At 70.0% G+C, this 17,679-nt stretch carries 20 protein-coding genes; 16 read left to right on the plus strand and 4 right to left on the minus strand.

Annotation, left to right across the window (positions count from 1 at the left end):
- Positions 1-28 precede the first annotated feature (28 nt).
- Entirely contained in the window at positions 29-727 is a 699-nt protein-coding gene (locus ACTIE5_RS18795) for a CBS domain-containing protein (RefSeq protein WP_439551244.1), read from the plus strand.
- On the opposite strand, the gene ACTIE5_RS18800 is transcribed toward ACTIE5_RS18795, so the two are convergent.
- Positions 708-1,718 carry an ABC transporter substrate-binding protein gene (locus ACTIE5_RS18800; RefSeq protein ID WP_439551245.1) on the minus strand — a complete coding sequence of 337 codons (1,011 nt, stop codon included), beginning with the start codon at positions 1,716-1,718 and terminating at the stop codon, positions 708-710. The two genes, ACTIE5_RS18795 and ACTIE5_RS18800, sit on opposite strands and share 20 nt — an antisense overlap.
- 177 nt (positions 1,719-1,895) lie before the next feature.
- Between ACTIE5_RS18800 and ACTIE5_RS18805 the strand changes: the two genes are divergently transcribed.
- Positions 1,896-2,183, plus strand: coding sequence for a hypothetical protein (locus ACTIE5_RS18805; protein ID WP_439551246.1), 288 nt, complete (start codon positions 1,896-1,898; stop codon positions 2,181-2,183).
- Positions 2,184-2,478: 295 nt separating this feature from the next.
- Here the strand turns inward: ACTIE5_RS18805 and ACTIE5_RS18810 are convergent, their stop codons facing one another.
- A complete protein-coding gene (locus tag ACTIE5_RS18810; protein ID WP_439551247.1) occupies positions 2,479-3,243 on the minus strand; it encodes an amino acid ABC transporter permease in 765 nt (254 codons plus the stop codon).
- A gap of 120 nt (positions 3,244-3,363) precedes the next feature.
- Between ACTIE5_RS18810 and ACTIE5_RS18815 the strand changes: the two genes are divergently transcribed.
- On the plus strand, positions 3,364-4,164 hold the full coding sequence (locus ACTIE5_RS18815) for a transporter substrate-binding domain-containing protein (protein ID WP_439551248.1): 801 nt from the start codon (positions 3,364-3,366) through the stop codon (positions 4,162-4,164).
- A complete protein-coding gene (locus ACTIE5_RS18820; RefSeq protein ID WP_439551249.1) occupies positions 4,161-4,553 on the plus strand; it encodes a Rid family hydrolase in 393 nt (130 codons plus the stop codon). The genes ACTIE5_RS18815 and ACTIE5_RS18820 overlap by 4 nt, the downstream gene beginning before the upstream one ends.
- On the opposite strand, the gene ACTIE5_RS18825 is transcribed toward ACTIE5_RS18820, so the two are convergent.
- A complete protein-coding gene (locus tag ACTIE5_RS18825; RefSeq protein ID WP_439551250.1) occupies positions 4,538-5,332 on the minus strand; it encodes a creatininase family protein in 795 nt (264 codons plus the stop codon). The genes ACTIE5_RS18820 and ACTIE5_RS18825 overlap by 16 nt on opposite strands.
- A gap of 2 nt (positions 5,333-5,334) precedes the next feature.
- Here ACTIE5_RS18825 and ACTIE5_RS18830 point away from each other — a divergent pair, with 2 nt between their 5' ends.
- Genes ACTIE5_RS18830 through ACTIE5_RS18865 form a run of 8 tightly spaced genes read left to right on the plus strand, consistent with a single transcriptional unit; the run spans position 5,335 to position 12,160 of the window.
- Complete coding sequence (locus ACTIE5_RS18830; RefSeq protein WP_439551251.1) at positions 5,335-6,516, plus strand: NAD(P)/FAD-dependent oxidoreductase; 1,182 nt, start codon at positions 5,335-5,337, stop codon at positions 6,514-6,516.
- Positions 6,517-6,542: 26 nt separating this feature from the next.
- Positions 6,543-7,526 carry an isopenicillin N synthase family dioxygenase gene (locus ACTIE5_RS18835; RefSeq protein ID WP_439551252.1) on the plus strand — a complete coding sequence of 328 codons (984 nt, stop codon included), beginning with the start codon at positions 6,543-6,545 and terminating at the stop codon, positions 7,524-7,526.
- 8 nt (positions 7,527-7,534) lie between these two features.
- Positions 7,535-8,146, plus strand: a complete 612-nt coding sequence (locus ACTIE5_RS18840) for a hypothetical protein (RefSeq protein WP_439551253.1) — start codon at positions 7,535-7,537, stop codon at positions 8,144-8,146.
- Positions 8,143-8,955, plus strand: coding sequence for an amino acid ABC transporter permease (locus ACTIE5_RS18845; protein WP_439551254.1), 813 nt, complete (start codon positions 8,143-8,145; stop codon positions 8,953-8,955). The genes ACTIE5_RS18840 and ACTIE5_RS18845 overlap by 4 nt, the downstream gene beginning before the upstream one ends.
- 28 nt (positions 8,956-8,983) lie before the next feature.
- Positions 8,984-9,829 carry a transporter substrate-binding domain-containing protein gene (locus tag ACTIE5_RS18850; protein WP_439551255.1) on the plus strand — a complete coding sequence of 282 codons (846 nt, stop codon included), beginning with the start codon at positions 8,984-8,986 and terminating at the stop codon, positions 9,827-9,829.
- On the plus strand, positions 9,829-10,731 hold the full coding sequence (locus tag ACTIE5_RS18855; RefSeq protein ID WP_439551256.1) for an amino acid ABC transporter permease: 903 nt from the start codon (positions 9,829-9,831) through the stop codon (positions 10,729-10,731). The genes ACTIE5_RS18850 and ACTIE5_RS18855 overlap by 1 nt, the downstream gene beginning before the upstream one ends.
- Positions 10,728-11,351, plus strand: a complete 624-nt coding sequence (locus ACTIE5_RS18860; RefSeq protein WP_439551257.1) for a carboxymuconolactone decarboxylase family protein — start codon at positions 10,728-10,730, stop codon at positions 11,349-11,351. The genes ACTIE5_RS18855 and ACTIE5_RS18860 overlap by 4 nt, the downstream gene beginning before the upstream one ends.
- A complete protein-coding gene (locus ACTIE5_RS18865; protein WP_439551258.1) occupies positions 11,351-12,160 on the plus strand; it encodes an alpha/beta fold hydrolase in 810 nt (269 codons plus the stop codon). Before ACTIE5_RS18860 ends, ACTIE5_RS18865 begins: the two co-directional genes overlap by 1 nt.
- Before the next feature lie 5 nt (positions 12,161-12,165).
- On the opposite strand, the gene ACTIE5_RS18870 is transcribed toward ACTIE5_RS18865, so the two are convergent.
- Positions 12,166-13,128 carry a Bug family tripartite tricarboxylate transporter substrate binding protein gene (locus tag ACTIE5_RS18870; RefSeq protein ID WP_439551259.1) on the minus strand — a complete coding sequence of 321 codons (963 nt, stop codon included), beginning with the start codon at positions 13,126-13,128 and terminating at the stop codon, positions 12,166-12,168.
- 86 nt (positions 13,129-13,214) lie between these two features.
- On the opposite strand from ACTIE5_RS18870, the gene ACTIE5_RS18875 reads away from it, so the two are divergent.
- From ACTIE5_RS18875 to ACTIE5_RS18890, 4 genes are read left to right on the plus strand one after another with little or no spacing between them, the layout of a single operon-like run.
- Complete coding sequence (locus ACTIE5_RS18875) at positions 13,215-14,171, plus strand: NAD(P)H-dependent flavin oxidoreductase (protein ID WP_439551260.1); 957 nt, start codon at positions 13,215-13,217, stop codon at positions 14,169-14,171.
- Entirely contained in the window at positions 14,168-15,349 is a 1,182-nt protein-coding gene (locus ACTIE5_RS18880) for a CaiB/BaiF CoA transferase family protein (RefSeq protein WP_439551261.1), read from the plus strand. The genes ACTIE5_RS18875 and ACTIE5_RS18880 overlap by 4 nt, the downstream gene beginning before the upstream one ends.
- On the plus strand, positions 15,346-16,086 hold the full coding sequence (locus ACTIE5_RS18885; RefSeq protein ID WP_439551262.1) for an enoyl-CoA hydratase/isomerase family protein: 741 nt from the start codon (positions 15,346-15,348) through the stop codon (positions 16,084-16,086). Before ACTIE5_RS18880 ends, ACTIE5_RS18885 begins: the two co-directional genes overlap by 4 nt.
- A complete protein-coding gene (locus tag ACTIE5_RS18890; protein WP_439551263.1) occupies positions 16,083-17,648 on the plus strand; it encodes a class I adenylate-forming enzyme family protein in 1,566 nt (521 codons plus the stop codon). Before ACTIE5_RS18885 ends, ACTIE5_RS18890 begins: the two co-directional genes overlap by 4 nt.
- Positions 17,649-17,679: the final 31 nt, after the last annotated feature.

Raw genomic sequence — 17,679 nt, forward strand, 5'->3', positions numbered from 1 at the left:
ACAGGATCGAAACGAGGGAGGTTTGGCCATGCGCGCCAGGGACCTGATGACCACGAATGTCGTGACGGTGACGCCGGAGGCGCGGCTCGCCGATGTCGCGGCGCTGCTGGCGGATCGCGGCATCTCCGCCGTGCCCGTGCTGGGCCCGGCGGGGACGCTGGAAGGCATCGTCACGGAGGCGGACTTGGTGCGCCGCCTGGCGGGGGAAGCCGCGGCAAGGCCGCGGGGCTGGCTGCGCGCGCTGCTGGCCGGCCGTGCGGACGATACCGCGAAGGGCTTCGCCCGGCTGCATGGCCAGCGCGCCGGCGACGTCATGACCACCAATGTCGTCGCGGTGGGGGAGGAGGCGCCGGCGGAGGAAATCGCTGCCATGATGGAAACGCGCGGTGTCAAGCGCGTACCGGTGCTGCGGGATGGCATGCTGGTCGGCATCGTCTCCCGCGCCGACCTGCTCGGGCTCGTCTTCGGCGCGGCCAAGGCGCAGGAAGTCGCGGTATCCGACGCGCGGCTACTGAAGGAGGTGCAGCGTGCGCTGCGTGGCCAGCCCTGGGCGGATGCCTATCTCGTCTTTCCCTCGGTTGAGGAAGGCGTGGTGACCTTCCATGGCTGGTGCCGTTCCAGCGACGTGCCGCGCGCGCTGCGCGTGTTGGCGGAGGGGCTGCCCGGGGTCAGGGGCGTGGAGATGGAGTTGCGCGCTCCGCCGGCCTTCATGCTGGGCGTGCCCTGACGGCGGCGACGTCCTGGGCGGGCGCCCCGCGTCCGACCCGCTGACGGCGTTCGATCGCCGGCAGGAAGTCCGGTGTGAAGACCTCCGCCACGCCTGGCTTGCGCGGCAGGTCCAGCGCCTCCGCCAGCAGCGTGATGCCCTGCGCGAGCCGGGCCGGGTGGGCGTCCCCGATGCCGAGCGACGCGGCCTCGGGGTGCCCCATTTCCCGCGCGATGGTGCCGCGCCAGCGCTTCGTCTCGATGCGGAGGTCGATCCCGGGGGCGACGCGCCGCACGGCCTCCACCCCGCGGTCCGGGTCCGCCACCGCGGCGGCGAAGCCGCGGGCGATGGCATCCACCAGCGCGCGCAGTACCTCCGGCTCCCGCTCCACCAAATGGCGGGACGCGATCAGGGCATTGCCGTAGAGGTCCGGCAGCCATTCGGCATAGTCCAGGAAGCGCAGCGATCCCGCGAGGTTGAGCCCGGCGCCCTCGAGCGCGGCGATGATGGTGTTGGCGAAGCCGAAGACGCCGTCGGAGGCATCGCCCAGGATCATCTGCCGCACCTGTTCCGCGAGCGACGCCTCCGACGGCTGGATGCGGACGCTGCGGGCATCGAGGCCGACGGCGCGGGCGAGGGCCGGGAAGGCCAGCAGCGCGGCATCCCGCGCATGGCCCGTCAGGATGCGGCCTCCGAGGTCCACGGGATGCTGCGCGGTGCCGGCGATGGGCACGGCGATGGTCAGCGGCGTGCGGTTGAAGCCGACGAACACCGCCTGCGGCCCGCTGCCCGGCGTGCTGTGGCCGAGGCGCATGACGAGGGCGGAGAGATCCCCATAGGCGAGGTCGCAGACATCTTCCGCCATGTCCGCCACCACGGCGGCGGCCCCGTTGCCCGGCATCCACTGCACCGCGATGCCCGCTTCCGCCAGCAGCCCATCGGCCTCCGCCAGCAGGAAGCCGGCATGGGGGCCGGAGAAGCCGGCATTGAGGCGGATGCGGAGGCGTCTCATCGGGCGGCTCCCAGGAAGCGGGGGGGTCAACAGGGCAGCGGGATCGGGGCGGCGTGGCAGCGGATTGTCATGCAAGGCCCGTACCGACCGGGACGGACCCCGGCTGCATGCCCCGACGCCGCCACGCTGGCGCGACCCGCCCGCTTGCAGCCGACGTGGCCGATGCGGCCGGCGCGCATGATCAACTCCTTCCCCTCCGCGCCGCTCATCGTGCCGGAGATGGCGGAGATGTTCGGTCAGAGCCTCGTCCTGGAGGATCGCCGCGGGGCGGCAAGACGCTGGCGGCGGAGGCGGTGCGGCGCGAGCCGCCGGATGGCCCCGCGCATCGCCGACAGCCCGGTGCGGGATTTCGCGCATATCGCCTATATCGGCAGCAGCTTCGGGCGCCGCGTCGCGGATCGCTTGCTGACCCTGGCGGTGCTGGTGGCCAGGGCGAAGCCCGGGACGCTCAACGCATCGACCTGACCAAGGGCGTGGTGGGGCTGAGCTTCGACGGGATCCTGGGCCTCCGGCCCACCATGGCCGCAGGGCAGTTGCCGGGCGTGTCCGTGGCGGCCGAGGAGCGGATCCCGGCGGCGCTCGACCTGCCCACCCTCCGGGAACCTGGCCATGACCCGGTCATCAGGAACCGGCACGGGCTGAGCGGGCGGGCAGGGGTTCCGCCTGCCATCAGGCAACGGCCGCAGCACGGCCGGGCGGAGAACTGCGCGGGACCTGGCGGCCGATGACCATCGCCGCCTATGCCGTGCGGCAGTGAGCCTCAGCCCACCCGCCGCACGCCCTGGTCCGCGCCCATCTTCTTCTCCAGCCAGCGCACGGCGAAGGAGATGCAGAGGATCAGCACCAGGTATTCGAGGATGAGGATGGTGTAGAGTTCCAGCGGGCGGAACACCGTCACCACCAGCTCATTCGTCTTTCGCGTCAGCTCCTGGTAGCCGATGACACTAGCGAGGGAGGACATCTTCACGACGTAGATGAACTGGTTGGCGATGGGCGGCAGCACGCGGCGGATGGCCTGGGGCAGGATGACGAAGCGCATGCGCTGCCAGGGCGACAGGCCGAGCGCCATGGCCGCTTCGCGCTGGCCCTGTTCCACGGATTGGATACCGGCGCGGAAGATCTCCGCCTCGAACGCGCTGTCGCAGATGGCGATCGCCAGCATGGCGGCGACGAAGACATCGAGCCGGATGTCGAGCACGACGGGCAGGCCGTAGAAGACCCAGAGGATCATGACCAGGATGGGGATGGAGCGGAACAGCTCCACATAGACGCGGTTGGTCCAGCGCAGCACCCGCAGCCGCGCCATGCCCAGCATGGCGACGGCGAGGCCGAGCACGACCGACAGCAGCATGGTCGCCAGGCTGAGGGAGATGGTGGCCCAGAAGCCCGACAGCATGAAGGAGAGGTTGGCCTGGCCGCGGGCGTCGCGGGGGTCCACGACGTGCCATCCCCAATTGCCGCCGCAGGCCGAAAGCAGGGGCAGCGCCACCACCAGCAGCAGGAAGGCGCGCGCCTTGAGTGTCATGCGAAGCCCTGCCATTCGAATCCCACCGCCGCGCCGAGGTGCACCCGTTGCACCTGTTCAACCGTTGTCGCACCCTTACCTGTCAAAGCAAGTCCCGACCGATCGTCTGAGGAGAACCCCATGCAACGCCGCTTCCTTCCTGCCGCCGCCGCGGCTGCCGCCGCCGTGGCCATCCCCGGCCAGGCCCTGGCCCAGGCGGCGGGATCCTCCCGCCTCCAGGCCATCCAGTCCTCCGGCCGAATCCGCTTCGGCACCACGGGCGATTTCAACCCGATGAGCTTCCGCGATCCGGCCAGCCGCGAATACCGCGGCCACCAGATCGATTGCGGCCAGCGCCTGGCGCGGGACATGGGCGTGCGGGCGGAATTCATCGCCACGGATTGGCGCACCCTCATCAACGGTCTGGTGGCGGACCAGTATGACGTCGTGTGCACCGGCACCTCCATGTCCGTTGCCCGCGCCATGGCGGCCAGCTTCACCATCCCCTGGGGTCGCAACGCCTTCGTGCCGCTGGTGCATCGCCGCAACGCCAACCGCTTCGCCAATTGGGATGCGATGAACCAGCGCGGCGTCACGATCGGCACCAACCTGGGCACTACCATGGAGCAGTTCGTGCAGCAGGGGCTGCCCAACGCGACGCTGCGCCGCGTGGAAAGCCCGGCACGGGACTGGCAGGAATTGCTCGGCGGCCGGGTGGACGCGACCATGTCCTCGATGATCGAGGCGGCGTTCCTGACCAAGGAATACCCCGACCTCGTCGCCATCTTCCAGGACAATCCCCGCAACCCCATCCCGATGGCCTTCCTGAGCCCGCTGAACGACCAGGTCTTCACCAACTTCCTGAATGCCTGGATCACGATCAGCACGGCGAATGGCTTCTTCGCCGAGACCAACGCGAAGTGGGGGATCGTGCAGGGGTGAGCCATCGGCAAAGCCACAGCACTGACCGGCCCTGGGAGGTCGCCTGCGGCTACAGCCGGGCGGTGCGTGTGGGGCCCTATGCCGAGACGGCGCTGTGCAGCCCCTGCGCGCCGGATGGCACGGTGCTGCACCCCGGCGATGTCTACCGGCAGACGCTGGTGTGCCTCGACATCATCCGGGAGAGCCTGGCGGCGGTGGGGATGACGATGGCGGATGTGGTGAAGACCCGCATCTACGTCGTCGATCCCCAGCACTGGAAGGACAGCGGCCGCGCGCATGGGGAGGTCTTCGCGGGCATCCGGCCTGCGCTGGGCTGGGTGTACATGAGCAGCTTCTTCGCCCCCGGCATCACGGTGGAGGTGGAGGCGACGGCCTACCGCGCGGGGTGATCGGGCGCGGCCTCGAAGGCCGTGAACACCTCCGCCACATCGGCCGTCGCAGCTTCCAGCAGGGCATCGCCATGTTCGGGGCGGGCGAGCGACGGATCGCTGCCGATCAGGCCGTCCGGGAACATCGCGCGGTGCCGGGCGGCGTCCAGGTGGCGGTCCCCGCCGGGGTCATGCAGCGGGTCCGCGGCCAGGGGGCGCCAGGCGGGCCAGGCTGCGGGCGGGGCGGCGAGGAGGGGGTGCAGCGCCATCGTCAGCGCGACCTCGGACGGCGTGGCGTGGAAGCCTTCCCGGTCTCCGTAGAACTCGCGCCGCAGGGCGCCGACGCGCGGGCCTTCCCACCAGGCGCGCAGCTTGATGGTGAGGGGATGCGGCGGGACGAGGCGGCCGAGCGAGATTTCCGCCATCACCTCCTGCATCGCCGCCTGGGCTGGGGCGATGTTGCCGCCATGGCCGGTCAGCAGCAGCACGCGGGTGAAGCCGCCGAGCGCCAGGCTGGTGACGATATCCGCCAGCACGGCGACCAGGGTGGAGGGACGGAGGCTCGCCGCGCCCGGACGGCCAAGGTGAAACTGTGCCTGGCCATAGGCGAGGACGGGGGCGCTGACGCCGCCGGCGCGGTCGGCCGCGCGGTCCGCCACCGCTTCCGCGCAGATCGTGTCCGTGCCGACCAGGCCGGGCGCGCCATGCTGTTCCAGGCTGCCCAGCGGCAGGATGATGCCGCGCCGGCCCTCCGCGAATCGGGTTTCGAGGGCCGAGAGGCTCATTTCGGCGAGGCGCATCGATGACTTCCCTGACGGCGCGAATCGCCGCCCTAATCGAGGATCGCACGGACCGGCCGCGGCGCATCGCCGTGGTGGGCGCCGGGGTGCTGGGTCTCACCACCGCCTGGGCGCTGGCGCGGCGCGGCCATGCGGTGACGGTGCTGGATGCCGGGCCGATCCCGAATCCGGAGGGGTCGTCCTTCGATGAGGGACGCATCATCCGCCACGCCTATGGGACTATGGAGGGCTATGCCGCGCTGATGCCCGCGGCCTTTTCCACCTGGCGCGCCCTGTTCGCGGAGACGGGGGCGGACCGCCTGGTGCCGGCGCGGGCGATCTATGCGCTGCGGGAGGAGACGCCCTGGCAGGGGGCGGTGGCGCGGACGCAGGCGCGGCTCGGGCTGGGCTTCACGGAGGTGGACCCGTCGACGATCCAGGTCCTCAACCCCGATGGCGTGATCCGCGCCATGGAGGTGGCTGGTTCGGGCATGCTGCTGGCGGCGCCGATCCTGGCCGATCTGGTCGCGCTGCTGCCGCGCCTCGGTGTGGTGCTGCGGCCGGGCAGCGCGGTGGCGGGCTGCCCGGAGGGCGGGCCCGTGCTGGCGGATGGCACGCGCGTGCCCGCCGATGCCACGCTGGTCGCGGCGGGGGCGGGGGTGCTGCGCCTGATGCCGGAGGCCGCCCGGCGATTCGGGCTGCGGGCGTCGCTGCAGACGGTCGCCTATCTGGAGCCACCGCCGGGGCTGTGGGACGACGCGCCGATGCTGCTTTGCCGGCTGCCGGGGCACCCGACGGGGGGTGTCTATGTTCTGCCGCCGCGGGCGGGCACGCGCCTGAAGATCGGGGATTACGCGACCGACGTGACCGTGGCCCCGGAGGCGCCGCGCCACCCGCCCAGCGCCCGGCGGGTGGCGGCGCTGCTGGATGCCGGGGCGCGGGCCATCGCGGGTTTCGAGGCCCATCGCGTGATCGGGGCGCGGCACTGCCTCTACACCATGGCGCCGGGGGATCGCTTCGTGCTGCGGCCCGTGGCGCCGGGCGTGACGCTCGCCAGCGCCTGTTCCGGCCATGGGTTCAAGCTGGCGCCGCTGATGGCGCTGGGACTGGCGGCGGCGGTGGAGGGGCGGGTGACGGCGGATGAACTCGCTTTCTGGGCGAGCGGGCGAGAGGGCGAGGCTTCCGCTGCAACCGCATCCGCATGATGATGCGGCGACAGGAGAAGCACCCCATGGCCTATGCGACCGCGAAGCAGATCGCCGTCAGCGAGATACCCGTCATCGACATCGCCGCGCTGGTCGCGGGCGATGCCGCCGGCAGCGAGGCCGCGGGCCGCGCCATGCGGGAGGCGAGCGAGCGGATCGGCTTCTTCTACGTCGCCAATCACGGCATCCCCCAGGCGCTGATCGACGGCGTCTTCGCCCGCGCGCGCGACTTCTTCGCGCTGCCGGAGGACGCCAAGGCCAGCGTGAAGGTCAACAAGCGGCATCGCGGCTGGATCGGCCATGGCGGCGCCAAGATGTATACGGGTGCCAAGGTCGATCTGAAGGAGAGCTTCGTCTTTGGCCTCGAACTGCCGGAGGACGACCCCGATGTCGCCGCCGGCACGCCGCTGATGGGGCCGAACCAGTGGCCGGAGGCGCTGCCCGCGCTGCAGGAGACGGTCTATCCCTATTACGAGGCGGTGCTCGGACTGGGGCAGAGCGTGCTGCGCGGGCTCGCGCTTAGTCTCGGCCGCGATGCCGGGTTCTTCGCGCAGCGCTTCGCGCGGCCCTTGGCGCGCGGATCGCTGATCTGGTACCCGCCGCAACCGCCGGACCTCGGCCAGGACCAGTTCGGCGTGGCGCCGCACACGGATTACGGCGGGCTGACCTTCCTGTATCAGGACATGACGGGCGGGTTGCAGGTTCGCAGCGCCAGCGGCGACTGGGTGATGGCGCACCCGATCGAGGGCACCTTCGTCGTGAATATCGGCGACCTGATGCATCGCTGGACGAATGACCGCTTCCATTCCAACCCGCATCGCGTGGTGAACACATCCGGCCATGCGCGCCAGAGCATCGCGGTGTTCTATGACCCGGGCTTCCATACCGTGGTCGATCCGCGCGACCTGCTGGATGATCCGGGCCAGGCAAAGCATCCGCCGGTGGCCTGCGGGGAATGGGTGGTGGGGCGCTTCGACAAGGCGTTCCGCTACCGGGCGCCGACGGGCTGAGGCGTGCCGTGGAGGAAGGGCGCACCCCGCTTCTCAAGCCGGATTTCCGTTATGTCGAGGCCCCGCGCCTGGACGCCTTCCAGCGGGAGGATTGGCAGCTGCTCGGCCGGCAGCGCCGGGTCTTCGACGCCGAATGCCAGGCGGCGCACGCGCTGCGCCTGCTGGAAGCGACCGCGGCCGATCCCGCCTTCGGCTACCAGGTGAACAACTACCGCCACAGCATCCAGGCCGCGACGGCGGCGATGCAGGATGGGCGGGACGAGGAATACATCGTCGTCACGCTGTTCCATGATGTCGGTTTCACCGTCTGCCCCGGCAGCCATGGCGCCTTCGCCGCCGCCATGCTGTCCCCCTATGTCAGCGACGCCAGCCGCTGGATCCTGGAACGCCACCAGATATTCCAGTCCCACCACTGCCACGACCATCCGGATGAGGCGGTGGACCCCGATGGCCGCGAACGCTGGCGGGGGCATGAACACTTCGCCGCCACGGCGGAATTCGTGGAGCGCTACGACATCACCACCATCGCCGCCGGGCTGCCGGAAGCGCCGCTGGCGGTCTTCGCCCCTATGGTGCGGCGCTTGCTCGCCCGGCCGCCCCGCCTGATCGCCCCGGCGTGAGGCCGCCGCCCGCCGCGGCGCGGTGGCAGGCGCGGCGCCGCGCCCTGCTCGACGTCGCGCAATTTGCCGTCTTCGCGGCGGCGCTGGTCTGGCTGGTGGTCTCCGGCGCGGCGGGGATGGGCTACAACTGGCAGTGGCACCGCGTGCCGCGGCACCTGTTCCAGGTCTTCGAGGGCGAGTTCTTCGCAGGCCCCCTGCTGAAGGGCCTGGTAGTGACGCTGGAGATCAGCGCCATCGCGTTGGTGCTGACCATCATCATTGGCCTCGGCGCCGCGATCCTGCGGCTGTCGGGATCGGTCGCTGGGCGGTGGATGGTGCTGGCCTATGTGGAGGCCATCCGGAACACGCCGCTGCTGGTGCAGCTCTATATCGTCTATTTCATCCTGGCGCCGATCCTGGGCCTGGACCGCTTCTGGGCGGGGGTGCTGGCACTGGCGATCTTCGAAGGCGCCTTCGCCGCCGAGATCTTCCGGGGTGGCATCCAGGCGGTGCGACTTGGCCAATGGGAAGCCGCCTGGACGCTGGGATTGTCCCGTGCCCAGGCCTACCGGTTGATCGTGTTGCCGCAGGCGCTGCGCGTCATCCTGCCGCCGCTCGCGGGGCTCGGCGTGTCGCTGATCAAGCATTCCGCCATCGTCAGCGTCATCGCCATCTTCGACCTGACGAATGAAGGCCGGAACGTCATCAGCGACACCTTCATGACCTTCGAGATCTGGCTGACCGTCGCGGCGCTCTATCTATGTGTCACGGTCACGCTATCGCTTGCCGTGCAGGGGCTGGAACGCCGGCTGCGCGGTGGTGCCGCCTGAACGAACCCGAAGAAGGAGAAAGAGAACCATGGGCTGGATCACGAGACGCTTCCTGGCACCCGCCGCCGCCGCCGGCGCGGCCGTTTCCATCACCGGCGCCGCGCAGGCGCAGACGGCCGATGCGCGGGCGGCGCTGGCGGCGAGTTCCGTCATCGAGGAAATCAAGCGCCGCAATTCGCTGCGCGTCGGCATGTCCACCTTCGTGCCCTGGGCCTTCCGCAACCGCGCGGGCGAGTTGATCGGCTATGAGATCGATGTCGCGACTAGGCTGGCGCAGGATATGGGCGTGCGCGTGGAATTCGTGCCCACCGCCTGGGACGGCATCGTGCCCGCGCTGTTGGCGGGACGCTTCGACATGATCATCGGCGGCATGACGGTGACGGCGGCGCGCAACCTCTCCGCCAACTTCACCAATTCCTACTCCGCCTCCGGCGTCGATCTCGCGGCCAGCCGGCGCCTGGCGGAGGGGATGACGACGATGGAGGCCTGGAACCGGCCCAACGTCACCATCAGCGGCCGTCGCGGCACCTCCGCCCTCGCCGCCGCGCAGCGCCTGTTCCCGCGCGCGACCTTCCGGCAGTTCGATGATGATGCGCAATCGGTGCTGGAAGTGGTGAATGGCCGCGCGCATGGCATGGTGGGGTCGATGCCGCGGCCGCGCTTCGCGGTGCTGGAGAATGAGGCGGCGCTGTTTAGCCCCTTCCCCCAGCCTCTCGCGCGCCAGATCGACAGCATGGCGCTGCGCAAGGGCGACCCGGATGCGCTGAACTTCCTCAACAACTGGATCGCGTCGCGGCAGCTGGATGGCTTCCTGGAGGAACGCCAGGCTTACTGGTTCCAGAACCGCGAATGGCGGGATCAGGTTCCGGGCTGATGCAGCGACCCGGTGGACCTTATGCGCGGGGCAACCCGCGCTTCGGCCTGCTGGACGCGGCTCTGCTGGCTGTCGTGGCCGGTGCGCTGGGCTGGCTGGCCTGGCGTGCCGGTACGGCGCTGGATTATCGCTGGAACTTCTGGCCTGTGCTGGGCTTCGTCGCGCGGCAGGATGCGTCAGGCGCCTGGGTCGCGAACCTGCTGCTGCAGGGCGTGATGACGACGATCCGCGTGTCCTTCTGGGCGGCGATCGTGGCGGCGGTGGTGGGAACGCTGATGGGTATCGCGCGCTGCGCGACCGCCCTGCTGCCGCGCCTCATCGCCGGTGCCTATGTGGAGACCATCCGTAACATTCCTCCGCTGGTCTTCATCTTCGTCTTCTACTTCTTCGTCACCGCGCAGATCGTGCCGGCACTGGGCATCGAGGACTGGATCAGGCGGCAGGACGACGACACGCTGCGCGTCATCGGCTGGCTCTTCGGCCCGCCGCAGCAGGCCGCGGGGGTCATCGCCGCCATCCTCTGCCTTGGCCTGTTCGAGGGCGCCTATGTCGCGGAGATCGTGCGCGGTGGCATCCAGTCCCTGCCGCGGGGGCAGTGGGAGGCCGGGCAGGCTCTGGGCCTGTCTCGCCTCAAGCTGTTCCGCCTGGTGATCCTGCCGCAGGCCGTGGCGCGGGTGGTGCCGCCGCTGGCGGGGCAGGGGATCAGCCTGGTGAAGGACAGTTCCATCATCTCCCTCGTCTCCATACAGGATCTGTCTTTCCTGGGGGCCGAGGTCGCCGCCACCACCAATCGGGTCTTCGAGACCTGGCTGCTGGTGGCACTGTTCTACTTCATCATCTGCGCCGTGCTCTCCGCCGCCGCCGCGCGGCTGGAACGGCGATTCGCCCAGAGGACATCATGAACGACGACGAGAACCCCGCCTGGATCCGCCTGGTGCCCTACGATGAGAGCGAGGGCTACCTGCGGACGCTGTATGACCGCGTGAAGGGCCCGGGCGGAAAGATCGACAACGTGATGCGCGCGCACAGCCTGCGGCCGCACACGATGGAAGGGCACAGCGCACTCTACAAATCCGTGCTGCACCATACCGGCAATTCCATGCCCGTCTGGTTCCTGGAATGCTTGGCCGTTTATACGAGCCTGTCGAACCGCTGCGACTATTCGGTGGCGCACCACTTCGCCGGACTGTCACGCCTGCTGGCGGATGAAGTCCGCGCCGGCGCCATCTACAAGGCCTTCGCCGCCGCGCAGCCGGAACGCGTCTTCCAGGACAAGGAACTCGCGCTGCTGCGCTATGTCCGGAAACTCACGCTCGACCCGCAGAACATGGTGGAGGCCGATATCGCGGCGCTGCGGGAGGCCGGGGCGAATGACGGCGAGATCCTGGAGGCCAACCAAGTATGCGCCTATTTCAACTACTCCAACCGCCTGCTCAACGGCTTGGGCGTGACGACCAAGGGGGATATCCTCGGCACGTCGCCGCCCAACACCGATTCGCTGGATGACTGGGAACACCAGTGATGCAGTTCGCCGCGACGCAGCACGCCAGGGCCAGCGATGGGCTGGCGCTGGCCTATGGCATCGCTCCTGCCCGAAAAGCCGGGGCGCCGCGCATCGCGCTGCTGCATTCGCTGGCGCTGGACCGGAGCTTCTGGAACGGCGTCGTCACGGCCATCGACGGCCAGGCCGAACTGCTGGCGATGGATTGCCGCGGCCACGGCGCCTCCGGCCAGGATGCCGGGCCGGTGCCGGTGCGACGCATGGCGGACGATTTGGCGGCGGTGCTGGACCATGCGGGCTGGGATCGCGCGCTGGTCTGCGGCTGCTCGATGGGCGGCACCATCGCGCTGGCCTTCGCCGCTTCGCATCCCGAGCGCTGCACCACCCTGGTCGCGATCGACACCACCGCCTGGTACGGGCCGGAGGCGCCGAAGGCGTGGGAGGATCGCGCCGTGAAGGCTGAGGCCGGTGGCATGGCGGCGCTGCTGCCCTTCCAGCACGCGCGTTGGCTGAGCCCCGGCTTCCGGGAATCGCACCCGCAGGTCGAGGCCGCTGCCGATGCGGTGTTCCTGGCGAATGATGTCGCCTCCTACGGCGCGGCCTGCCGGATGCTGGGCACCACGGATCTGCGGCAGACCATCACCGCCATCTGCATGCCGACGCTTGTGATGGTCGGGACCGATGACGGCGCGACGCCGCCCGCGATGGCGGAGGAGATCGCGCGGCGTATTCCCGGCGCGGTCCTACAGCCGCTGGAGGGCGCGCGGCACCTGACGCCGCTGGAACGCCCGGCGGAGATCGCTGCCGCGCTGCTGCGCCTCGTGGGGTAGCGGCGCTATTCCGCGGTGATCCGGGCGCGTGCCGCCACGTCCCGCCATTGCGGGACCTCCACCCGCATGCGCTCCGCCAGCCTGGCGGGGCCGTCCAGCAGCAGCTTGGCGCCGCTTTCCTCCATGCGGGTCGCAAGGATATTGCCGCGCGCGAGTGGCGCCATCTCCGCCGCCAGGCGCTGCACCACCGCGGGCGGCGTGCCGCGCGGGCCGAACATGGCGTACCAGATGAAGAGGTCGAAGCCCGGTGCCACCTCCGACAGGCTCGGCACATTGGGCAGCGCGGCGCTACGCTCCCCGCTTGTGATGCCGATGCCGCGCAGCCGCCCGTCCCGCAGATGCGGCAGCGCATCGATTGTGCCGGCCACGACCAGGTCGGTGTCGCCGGACAGCAGCGCGGTGGTGGCCTGCGCGGCGCCGCGATAGGGGACGTGCAGCAATTCGATCCCCGCCCGCGTTGCGAAAAGCGCGCCACCCATATGCGTGGTCGATCCGACACCGGAGGTGCCATAGGTGATCCCGTCCGGCCGCGCCTTCGCGCGCGCCACCAAGTCCGCGAGGTCGCGGATCGGGTGGTCCGGCCTGGTCATGATGACCATGGGCGCGTCACTGATGACGGTGATCGGCACCAGGTCGTTGATCGGGTCATAGCCGGGATTGCGCATCAGCGCCGGCGCGATGGCGACGCCGGAGGTGGAGACGAGCAGCGTATGGGGATCATTGGCCGCCACCACCTCTCGCGCGCCGATCGATCCGCCGGCGCCGGGCCGCGTTTCCACCAGCACGGTCTGGCCGAGGGCGCGACCGAGATGGTCCGCGAGGAAGCGCGCTGGCACCTCCACCGGGCCGCCGGCAGCGAAAGGGACGATGAAGCGGATGGTGCGGCTGGGCCAGGGGATCTGCGCCAGGGCAGGCAGGGCCAGGGTCGTGGCGCTGATGGCCATCACGGCACGGCGGGTCATTCGCATGATTGGCGTTCCTCCCTGGTGGTTGACATCATCAACCAATATCGCCGAAACCGGCAAGAGCTTACCGAGGGCCGATGATGGACAGCATGGGATTCCGGTCGCGCCTGCCGCGGCTGCTCGGCATCCGCCACCCGATCATCCAGGGCGGCATGAGCTGGGCGTCATCGAGCCCGGCCCTGGCGCTGGCGGTCAGCCGGGCGGGCGGGCTCGGCGTGATCGCGGCGGGGCCGATGCGGCCGGACGATCTGGTGGCGGCCATCCGTAGCGTGCGGGCGGGGACGGATGCGCCATTCGCGGTGAATGTGCCACTCTACAACAAGCGATCGGCTGAGTTCCTGGACATCGCGGCGGCGGAGCGCGTGCCGGTGATGATCGGCAGCCAGGGCGGGCCGCGGGGGCATGTGGAGCGCTTCCAGCGCCTTGGCGCCAGATGGCTGCATGTGGTGGCGGCACCCGAGCACGCGGTGAAGGCGGAGGCCGCCGGGGTGGATGCGCTGATCGTCGTCGGCGGGGAGGCTGGGGGCCATCCGCCGCCGAATGAGGTCTCGACGCTGGTGCTGGTGCGCGCGGTTGTGAAGGCGGTGACCATCCCCGTCATCGCCGCCGGCGGCATCGCCGATGGCGCGGGTATCTGCGCCGCCTTCGCGCTGGGGGCGGAAGGCGCTCAGCTCGGCACTCGGTTCCTGATGACGCGGGAGGCAACGGTGCATGAAGCCTACAAGGATGCGGTTCTGAAGGCGGGCATCGCGGACACGGCGCTGGTCGGCCGGCAGGGGCTGCCGATCCGGCAGTTGCGGAACGCCTTCTCCGCGGAGATGGAGGCGTCGGAGCGCGCGGGCGCGACGAAGGAAACGCTCGACGCGCTGTTCAAGGCGCGCAGCCTGAAGGATGCGGCGCTTGACGGCGATATCACCCATGGCAAGACCGAAGCCGGCCAGTCCGCGGGGCTGATTGACGATATCCCAGGCGCGGAGGAGCTGGTGGCGCGGCTGGTGAGGGAGGCCGAGGCGATGCGCCTCCGCCTGGCGGGAGACGCCGCATGAAGCCGCTGGAGGGGGTGCGCATCCTCGACCTGTCCCGCGTCCTCGCCTGCCCCTTCGCCACCATGCTGCTGGCGGAAATGGGCGCCGAGGTCATCAAGGTGGAACAGCCTGGCGCCGGCGACGAGACGCGGAGCTTCGAGCCTTTCTTCGATTTCGGCGTCAGCGGCTACTACCTCGCCTGCAACCGCGCCAAGCGCAGCATCACGGTCGACATGCGCAAGGAAGGCGGGCGCCAGGTGATCCGGGACCTGGCGGCGCGGGCGGATGTGCTGGTGGAGAATTTCCCGACGGGCGCGCTGAAGCGGCGGGGGCTCGACTACGCATCGCTGAAGTCAGTCAATCCGCGGCTGGTCTACCTGTCCTGCACGGGCTTCGGCCAGACCGGCCCCTATGCGAAGCGCAAGGGCTACGACACGGTCTTCCAGGCCATGGGCGGGCTGATGGGCCTGACGGGCGAGCGTGGTGGCGGCCCCGTGAAGCCGGGCCTTCCCGTCGCCGACCTCACCTCCGGCCTGTGGGTCGCGATCGGGCTGCTGGCGGCGTTGCGCGGGCGGGATGCGACGGGGCAGGGGGCGCATGTCGATTTCTCGATGCTGGACGGGCAGGTGGCGCTGCTGACCATTGCCGCCGCGCGACTATTCGCGCTGGGGGAGGTCCCGCCGCGTCTCGGCACGGAACACCCGGGCCGCGTGCCGACCGCGAGCTTCCGCTGCCGTGACGGCCGCTTCCTGCACATCACCGCGAGTGACCAGCATTGGGCGCCGTTGTGCAACGCGCTCGATCTGCGCGACCTTCTGGCCGATCCCGCGCTCGCGACGAATGCGGGGAGGCTCGCGCAGCGCGATCGCGTGATGGCGGCGATGACCGCGGCGATGGAGGCGATGACCCGGGCGGAGGCGGTGACCGCGCTCGATGCGGTGGATGTCCCGAACGGGCCCGTGCTGGCACTGGATGAGGTCGTTGCCGACCCGCATGTACAGGCGCGCGGCTGCATCGCAATGGTGCCGCATGGTGAGGCGACCCACCCGGCGCTGCGCCTGCCCTTCCGCTTCGATGGCTTCGATGACCCCGTGCCCGCCCCCGCGCCGGTGCTCGGCGCGGATACCGACGGCGTGCTGACCGAACTCGGCTACGACACCGCGCGCATCGCCGCGCTGCGCGAGGAATCCGCGATATGACCGATGATGTCCTGATCTACGCCAATGCCGATGGCCTGGTGACGCTGACGCTGAACCGCCCGGCCGCGCGCAACGCGCTCAATACCGCGCTGGCCGAAGCGCTCGCGTCTGCCTGCCGGCGCGCGGTGGCGGAGGCGGCACGGATGGTGGTGATCCGCGCCAATGGCGTCGTCTTCTGCGCCGGTGCGGACCTGAAGGAACGGCAGGGGATGAGCGATGACGCGGTGCGGGCGCGTCGGGTGAAGGGCTTTCTCGCTTATGAGTTGATCGAGAAACTCCCCATGCCCTCCGTAGCTGTCGTCGAGGCCCCCGCCATCGGTTCGGGCGTGGAGATCGCCGGCGCCTGCGACTTCATCATCGCGACACCCAAGGCCAGCTTCCGGACGCCGGAGGCGCTTTGGGGCACGGTGGGGGCGACGCAGCGGCTGCCGCGCATCCTCGGCAAGCGGCTGGCGAAGGACATGATGTTCACGGGCCGGACGCTGACGGCGGAGGAAGCGCTGGCGGCTGGCTTCGTGACGCGTCTCTTGCAGCAGGAGGCGCTTGAGGCGGCACTGGCGGAGGTCACGGCGACGATCCTGAAGGCGCCCGTCACTGGCCTCGCCCTGGCCAAGCGCAGCATTGATGAGGGGCTGGAACGCGACCCACGTGGCGCGTTAGCGACGGAATTGCTGGCGATCGAGGAAAGCCTAGCGGCCGCGGAGTGGCGCAAGACCATGTCGGGCTTCGGATCATGAGTTGGACGCGGCGGCTTGCCGACTTCCTCGACGCCAATGCGCGGGAACGCGGCGGGGAGGAAGCCGTGGTGGCGCGGGATGCGCGGCTGACGCATGCGGGCCTGCGTGCCGAAGCGCGCGCCATCGCACGCAGCCTGCTGGCGCGTGGCATCGGGAAGGGCGACTTCGTCGGCCTGCTGATGGGCAATGACGCGCGCTGGGTCGCCAGCTTCTATGGCTGCGCGCTGATCGGTGCCGTCACCGTGCCCATCAACACGCGCTTCAAGGCGCCAGAGATCGCCTTCGCCCTGTCGCGCGCACGCTGCAAGGCCGTGCTGCTGGCGGGAAGCTTCCTCGGCATCGATTTCGCCGCGGCGGTGCGGGAGGTGGCGCCCGGGCTGCCGGACCTGACGCATGTCATCGTCAGCGGGGAGGAATCCTGGGAAGCGTTCCGCGCCGCGCAAGCCGATGATGCCGCGCTGGATGCGGTGGTCGCAGCCGTTGGCGCCAATGATCCGCTGCTGGTGCAGTACACATCGGGCACGACGGCGCATCCCAAGGGGGTGCTGCTGACGCACCACAACATGCTGCGCAACGCCGCCGTCTGCGCCGCGAAGCTGGGCGTGCGCGGCGACGACCGCTACCTCAACTGTCGGCCCTTCTTCCATGTGGCAGGATCGACGCTGTCGCTGCTGGTCTGCCTGGTGACGGGCGCGGTGCTGGTGACGCCCCCGACCTTCGAGGCGGGGGAGGCGCTGGCCTTGCTGGAGCGCGAGCGATGCACCGTCACCTCCGGCAACGACGCCATCTTCCAGCTGATGCTGTCCCATCCCGCCTTCGGCCGCGCGTGCATCCACCTGCGCGGCGGCTGGGCGGCGGCGGGCCCGGAGACGATGCGGCGGATCGTGGAGGAGATGGGCGTGCGCGACCTCTGCTGGGCCTATGGCCTCAGTGAGGCATCGCCCAATGTTGCGCTGTCGGACCACCGGGAGCCTGTGGCTGTCCGGATCGCCGGTGGCGCCGTACCGCATGAGGGGCTGGAGGTCCGCATCGCCCACCCCGAAACCTTCGCCCCCCTCGCGCCCGGCATGGCCGGCGAGATCCAGGTGAGGGGCTGGTCGGTCATGAGAGGCTACCTGAACGACCCTGGGAATTCGGACAAAGCCTTCACGCCCGATGGATTCCTACGCACGGGCGACCTCGGCACGATGGATTCCGAGGGCCGCCTCCGCATGGCCGGGCGCATCAAGGATGTGATCCGTGTGGGCGGGGAGAATGTCGCACCGGCCGAGGTGGAGGAGGTCCTGTCCTCCCACCCCGCCGTCGCGCTGGCCCAGGTGGTGGGCGTGCCGGATGCGCGCCTCGGTGAGGTCTGCGCGGCCTTCGTGCAGTTGCGCGACGGCGCGAGCATCGAGGCGGCGGAACTTCTGGCCTGGCTCAAGCCGCAGGTCGCCAATTTCAGGCTGCCCCGGCACCTGCGTCTCGTGAAGGATTTCGAGGCCATCGGCATGACCGCCAGCGGCAAGGTGCAGAAGGTGAAGCTGCGGGCCCATGCGCTGGAGGCGCTGGGCCTCGTTCCGTGACAGATCCATGAATTCGCTGGTTGTATGCTGA

The organism is Falsiroseomonas sp., assembly GCF_051859025.1.
In the GTDB taxonomy this organism is placed as follows: domain Bacteria; phylum Pseudomonadota; class Alphaproteobacteria; order Acetobacterales; family Acetobacteraceae; genus Falsiroseomonas.

What these genes read in the sequence shown, in the direction of transcription:
- ACTIE5_RS18795 (WP_439551244.1), top strand. Translation starts at nt 29, where the DNA reads ATGCGCGCCAGGGACCTGATGACCACGAATGTCGTGACGGTGACGCCG.
- ACTIE5_RS18800 (WP_439551245.1), bottom strand. Translation starts at nt 1,718, where the DNA reads ATGAGACGCCTCCGCATCCGCCTCAATGCCGGCTTCTCCGGCCCCCAT.
- ACTIE5_RS18805 (WP_439551246.1), top strand. Translation starts at nt 1,896, where the DNA reads ATGATCAACTCCTTCCCCTCCGCGCCGCTCATCGTGCCGGAGATGGCG.
- ACTIE5_RS18810 (WP_439551247.1), bottom strand. Translation starts at nt 3,243, where the DNA reads ATGACACTCAAGGCGCGCGCCTTCCTGCTGCTGGTGGTGGCGCTGCCC.
- ACTIE5_RS18815 (WP_439551248.1), top strand. Translation starts at nt 3,364, where the DNA reads ATGCAACGCCGCTTCCTTCCTGCCGCCGCCGCGGCTGCCGCCGCCGTG.
- ACTIE5_RS18825 (WP_439551250.1), bottom strand. Translation starts at nt 5,332, where the DNA reads ATGCGCCTCGCCGAAATGAGCCTCTCGGCCCTCGAAACCCGATTCGCG.
- ACTIE5_RS18830 (WP_439551251.1), top strand. Translation starts at nt 5,335, where the DNA reads ATGACTTCCCTGACGGCGCGAATCGCCGCCCTAATCGAGGATCGCACG.
- ACTIE5_RS18835 (WP_439551252.1), top strand. Translation starts at nt 6,543, where the DNA reads ATGGCCTATGCGACCGCGAAGCAGATCGCCGTCAGCGAGATACCCGTC.
- ACTIE5_RS18850 (WP_439551255.1), top strand. Translation starts at nt 8,984, where the DNA reads ATGGGCTGGATCACGAGACGCTTCCTGGCACCCGCCGCCGCCGCCGGC.
- ACTIE5_RS18855 (WP_439551256.1), top strand. Translation starts at nt 9,829, where the DNA reads ATGCAGCGACCCGGTGGACCTTATGCGCGGGGCAACCCGCGCTTCGGC.
- ACTIE5_RS18860 (WP_439551257.1), top strand. Translation starts at nt 10,728, where the DNA reads ATGAACGACGACGAGAACCCCGCCTGGATCCGCCTGGTGCCCTACGAT.
- ACTIE5_RS18865 (WP_439551258.1), top strand. Translation starts at nt 11,351, where the DNA reads ATGCAGTTCGCCGCGACGCAGCACGCCAGGGCCAGCGATGGGCTGGCG.
- ACTIE5_RS18870 (WP_439551259.1), bottom strand. Translation starts at nt 13,128, where the DNA reads ATGCGAATGACCCGCCGTGCCGTGATGGCCATCAGCGCCACGACCCTG.
- ACTIE5_RS18875 (WP_439551260.1), top strand. Translation starts at nt 13,215, where the DNA reads ATGGGATTCCGGTCGCGCCTGCCGCGGCTGCTCGGCATCCGCCACCCG.
- ACTIE5_RS18880 (WP_439551261.1), top strand. Translation starts at nt 14,168, where the DNA reads ATGAAGCCGCTGGAGGGGGTGCGCATCCTCGACCTGTCCCGCGTCCTC.
- ACTIE5_RS18885 (WP_439551262.1), top strand. Translation starts at nt 15,346, where the DNA reads ATGACCGATGATGTCCTGATCTACGCCAATGCCGATGGCCTGGTGACG.
- ACTIE5_RS18890 (WP_439551263.1), top strand. Translation starts at nt 16,083, where the DNA reads ATGAGTTGGACGCGGCGGCTTGCCGACTTCCTCGACGCCAATGCGCGG.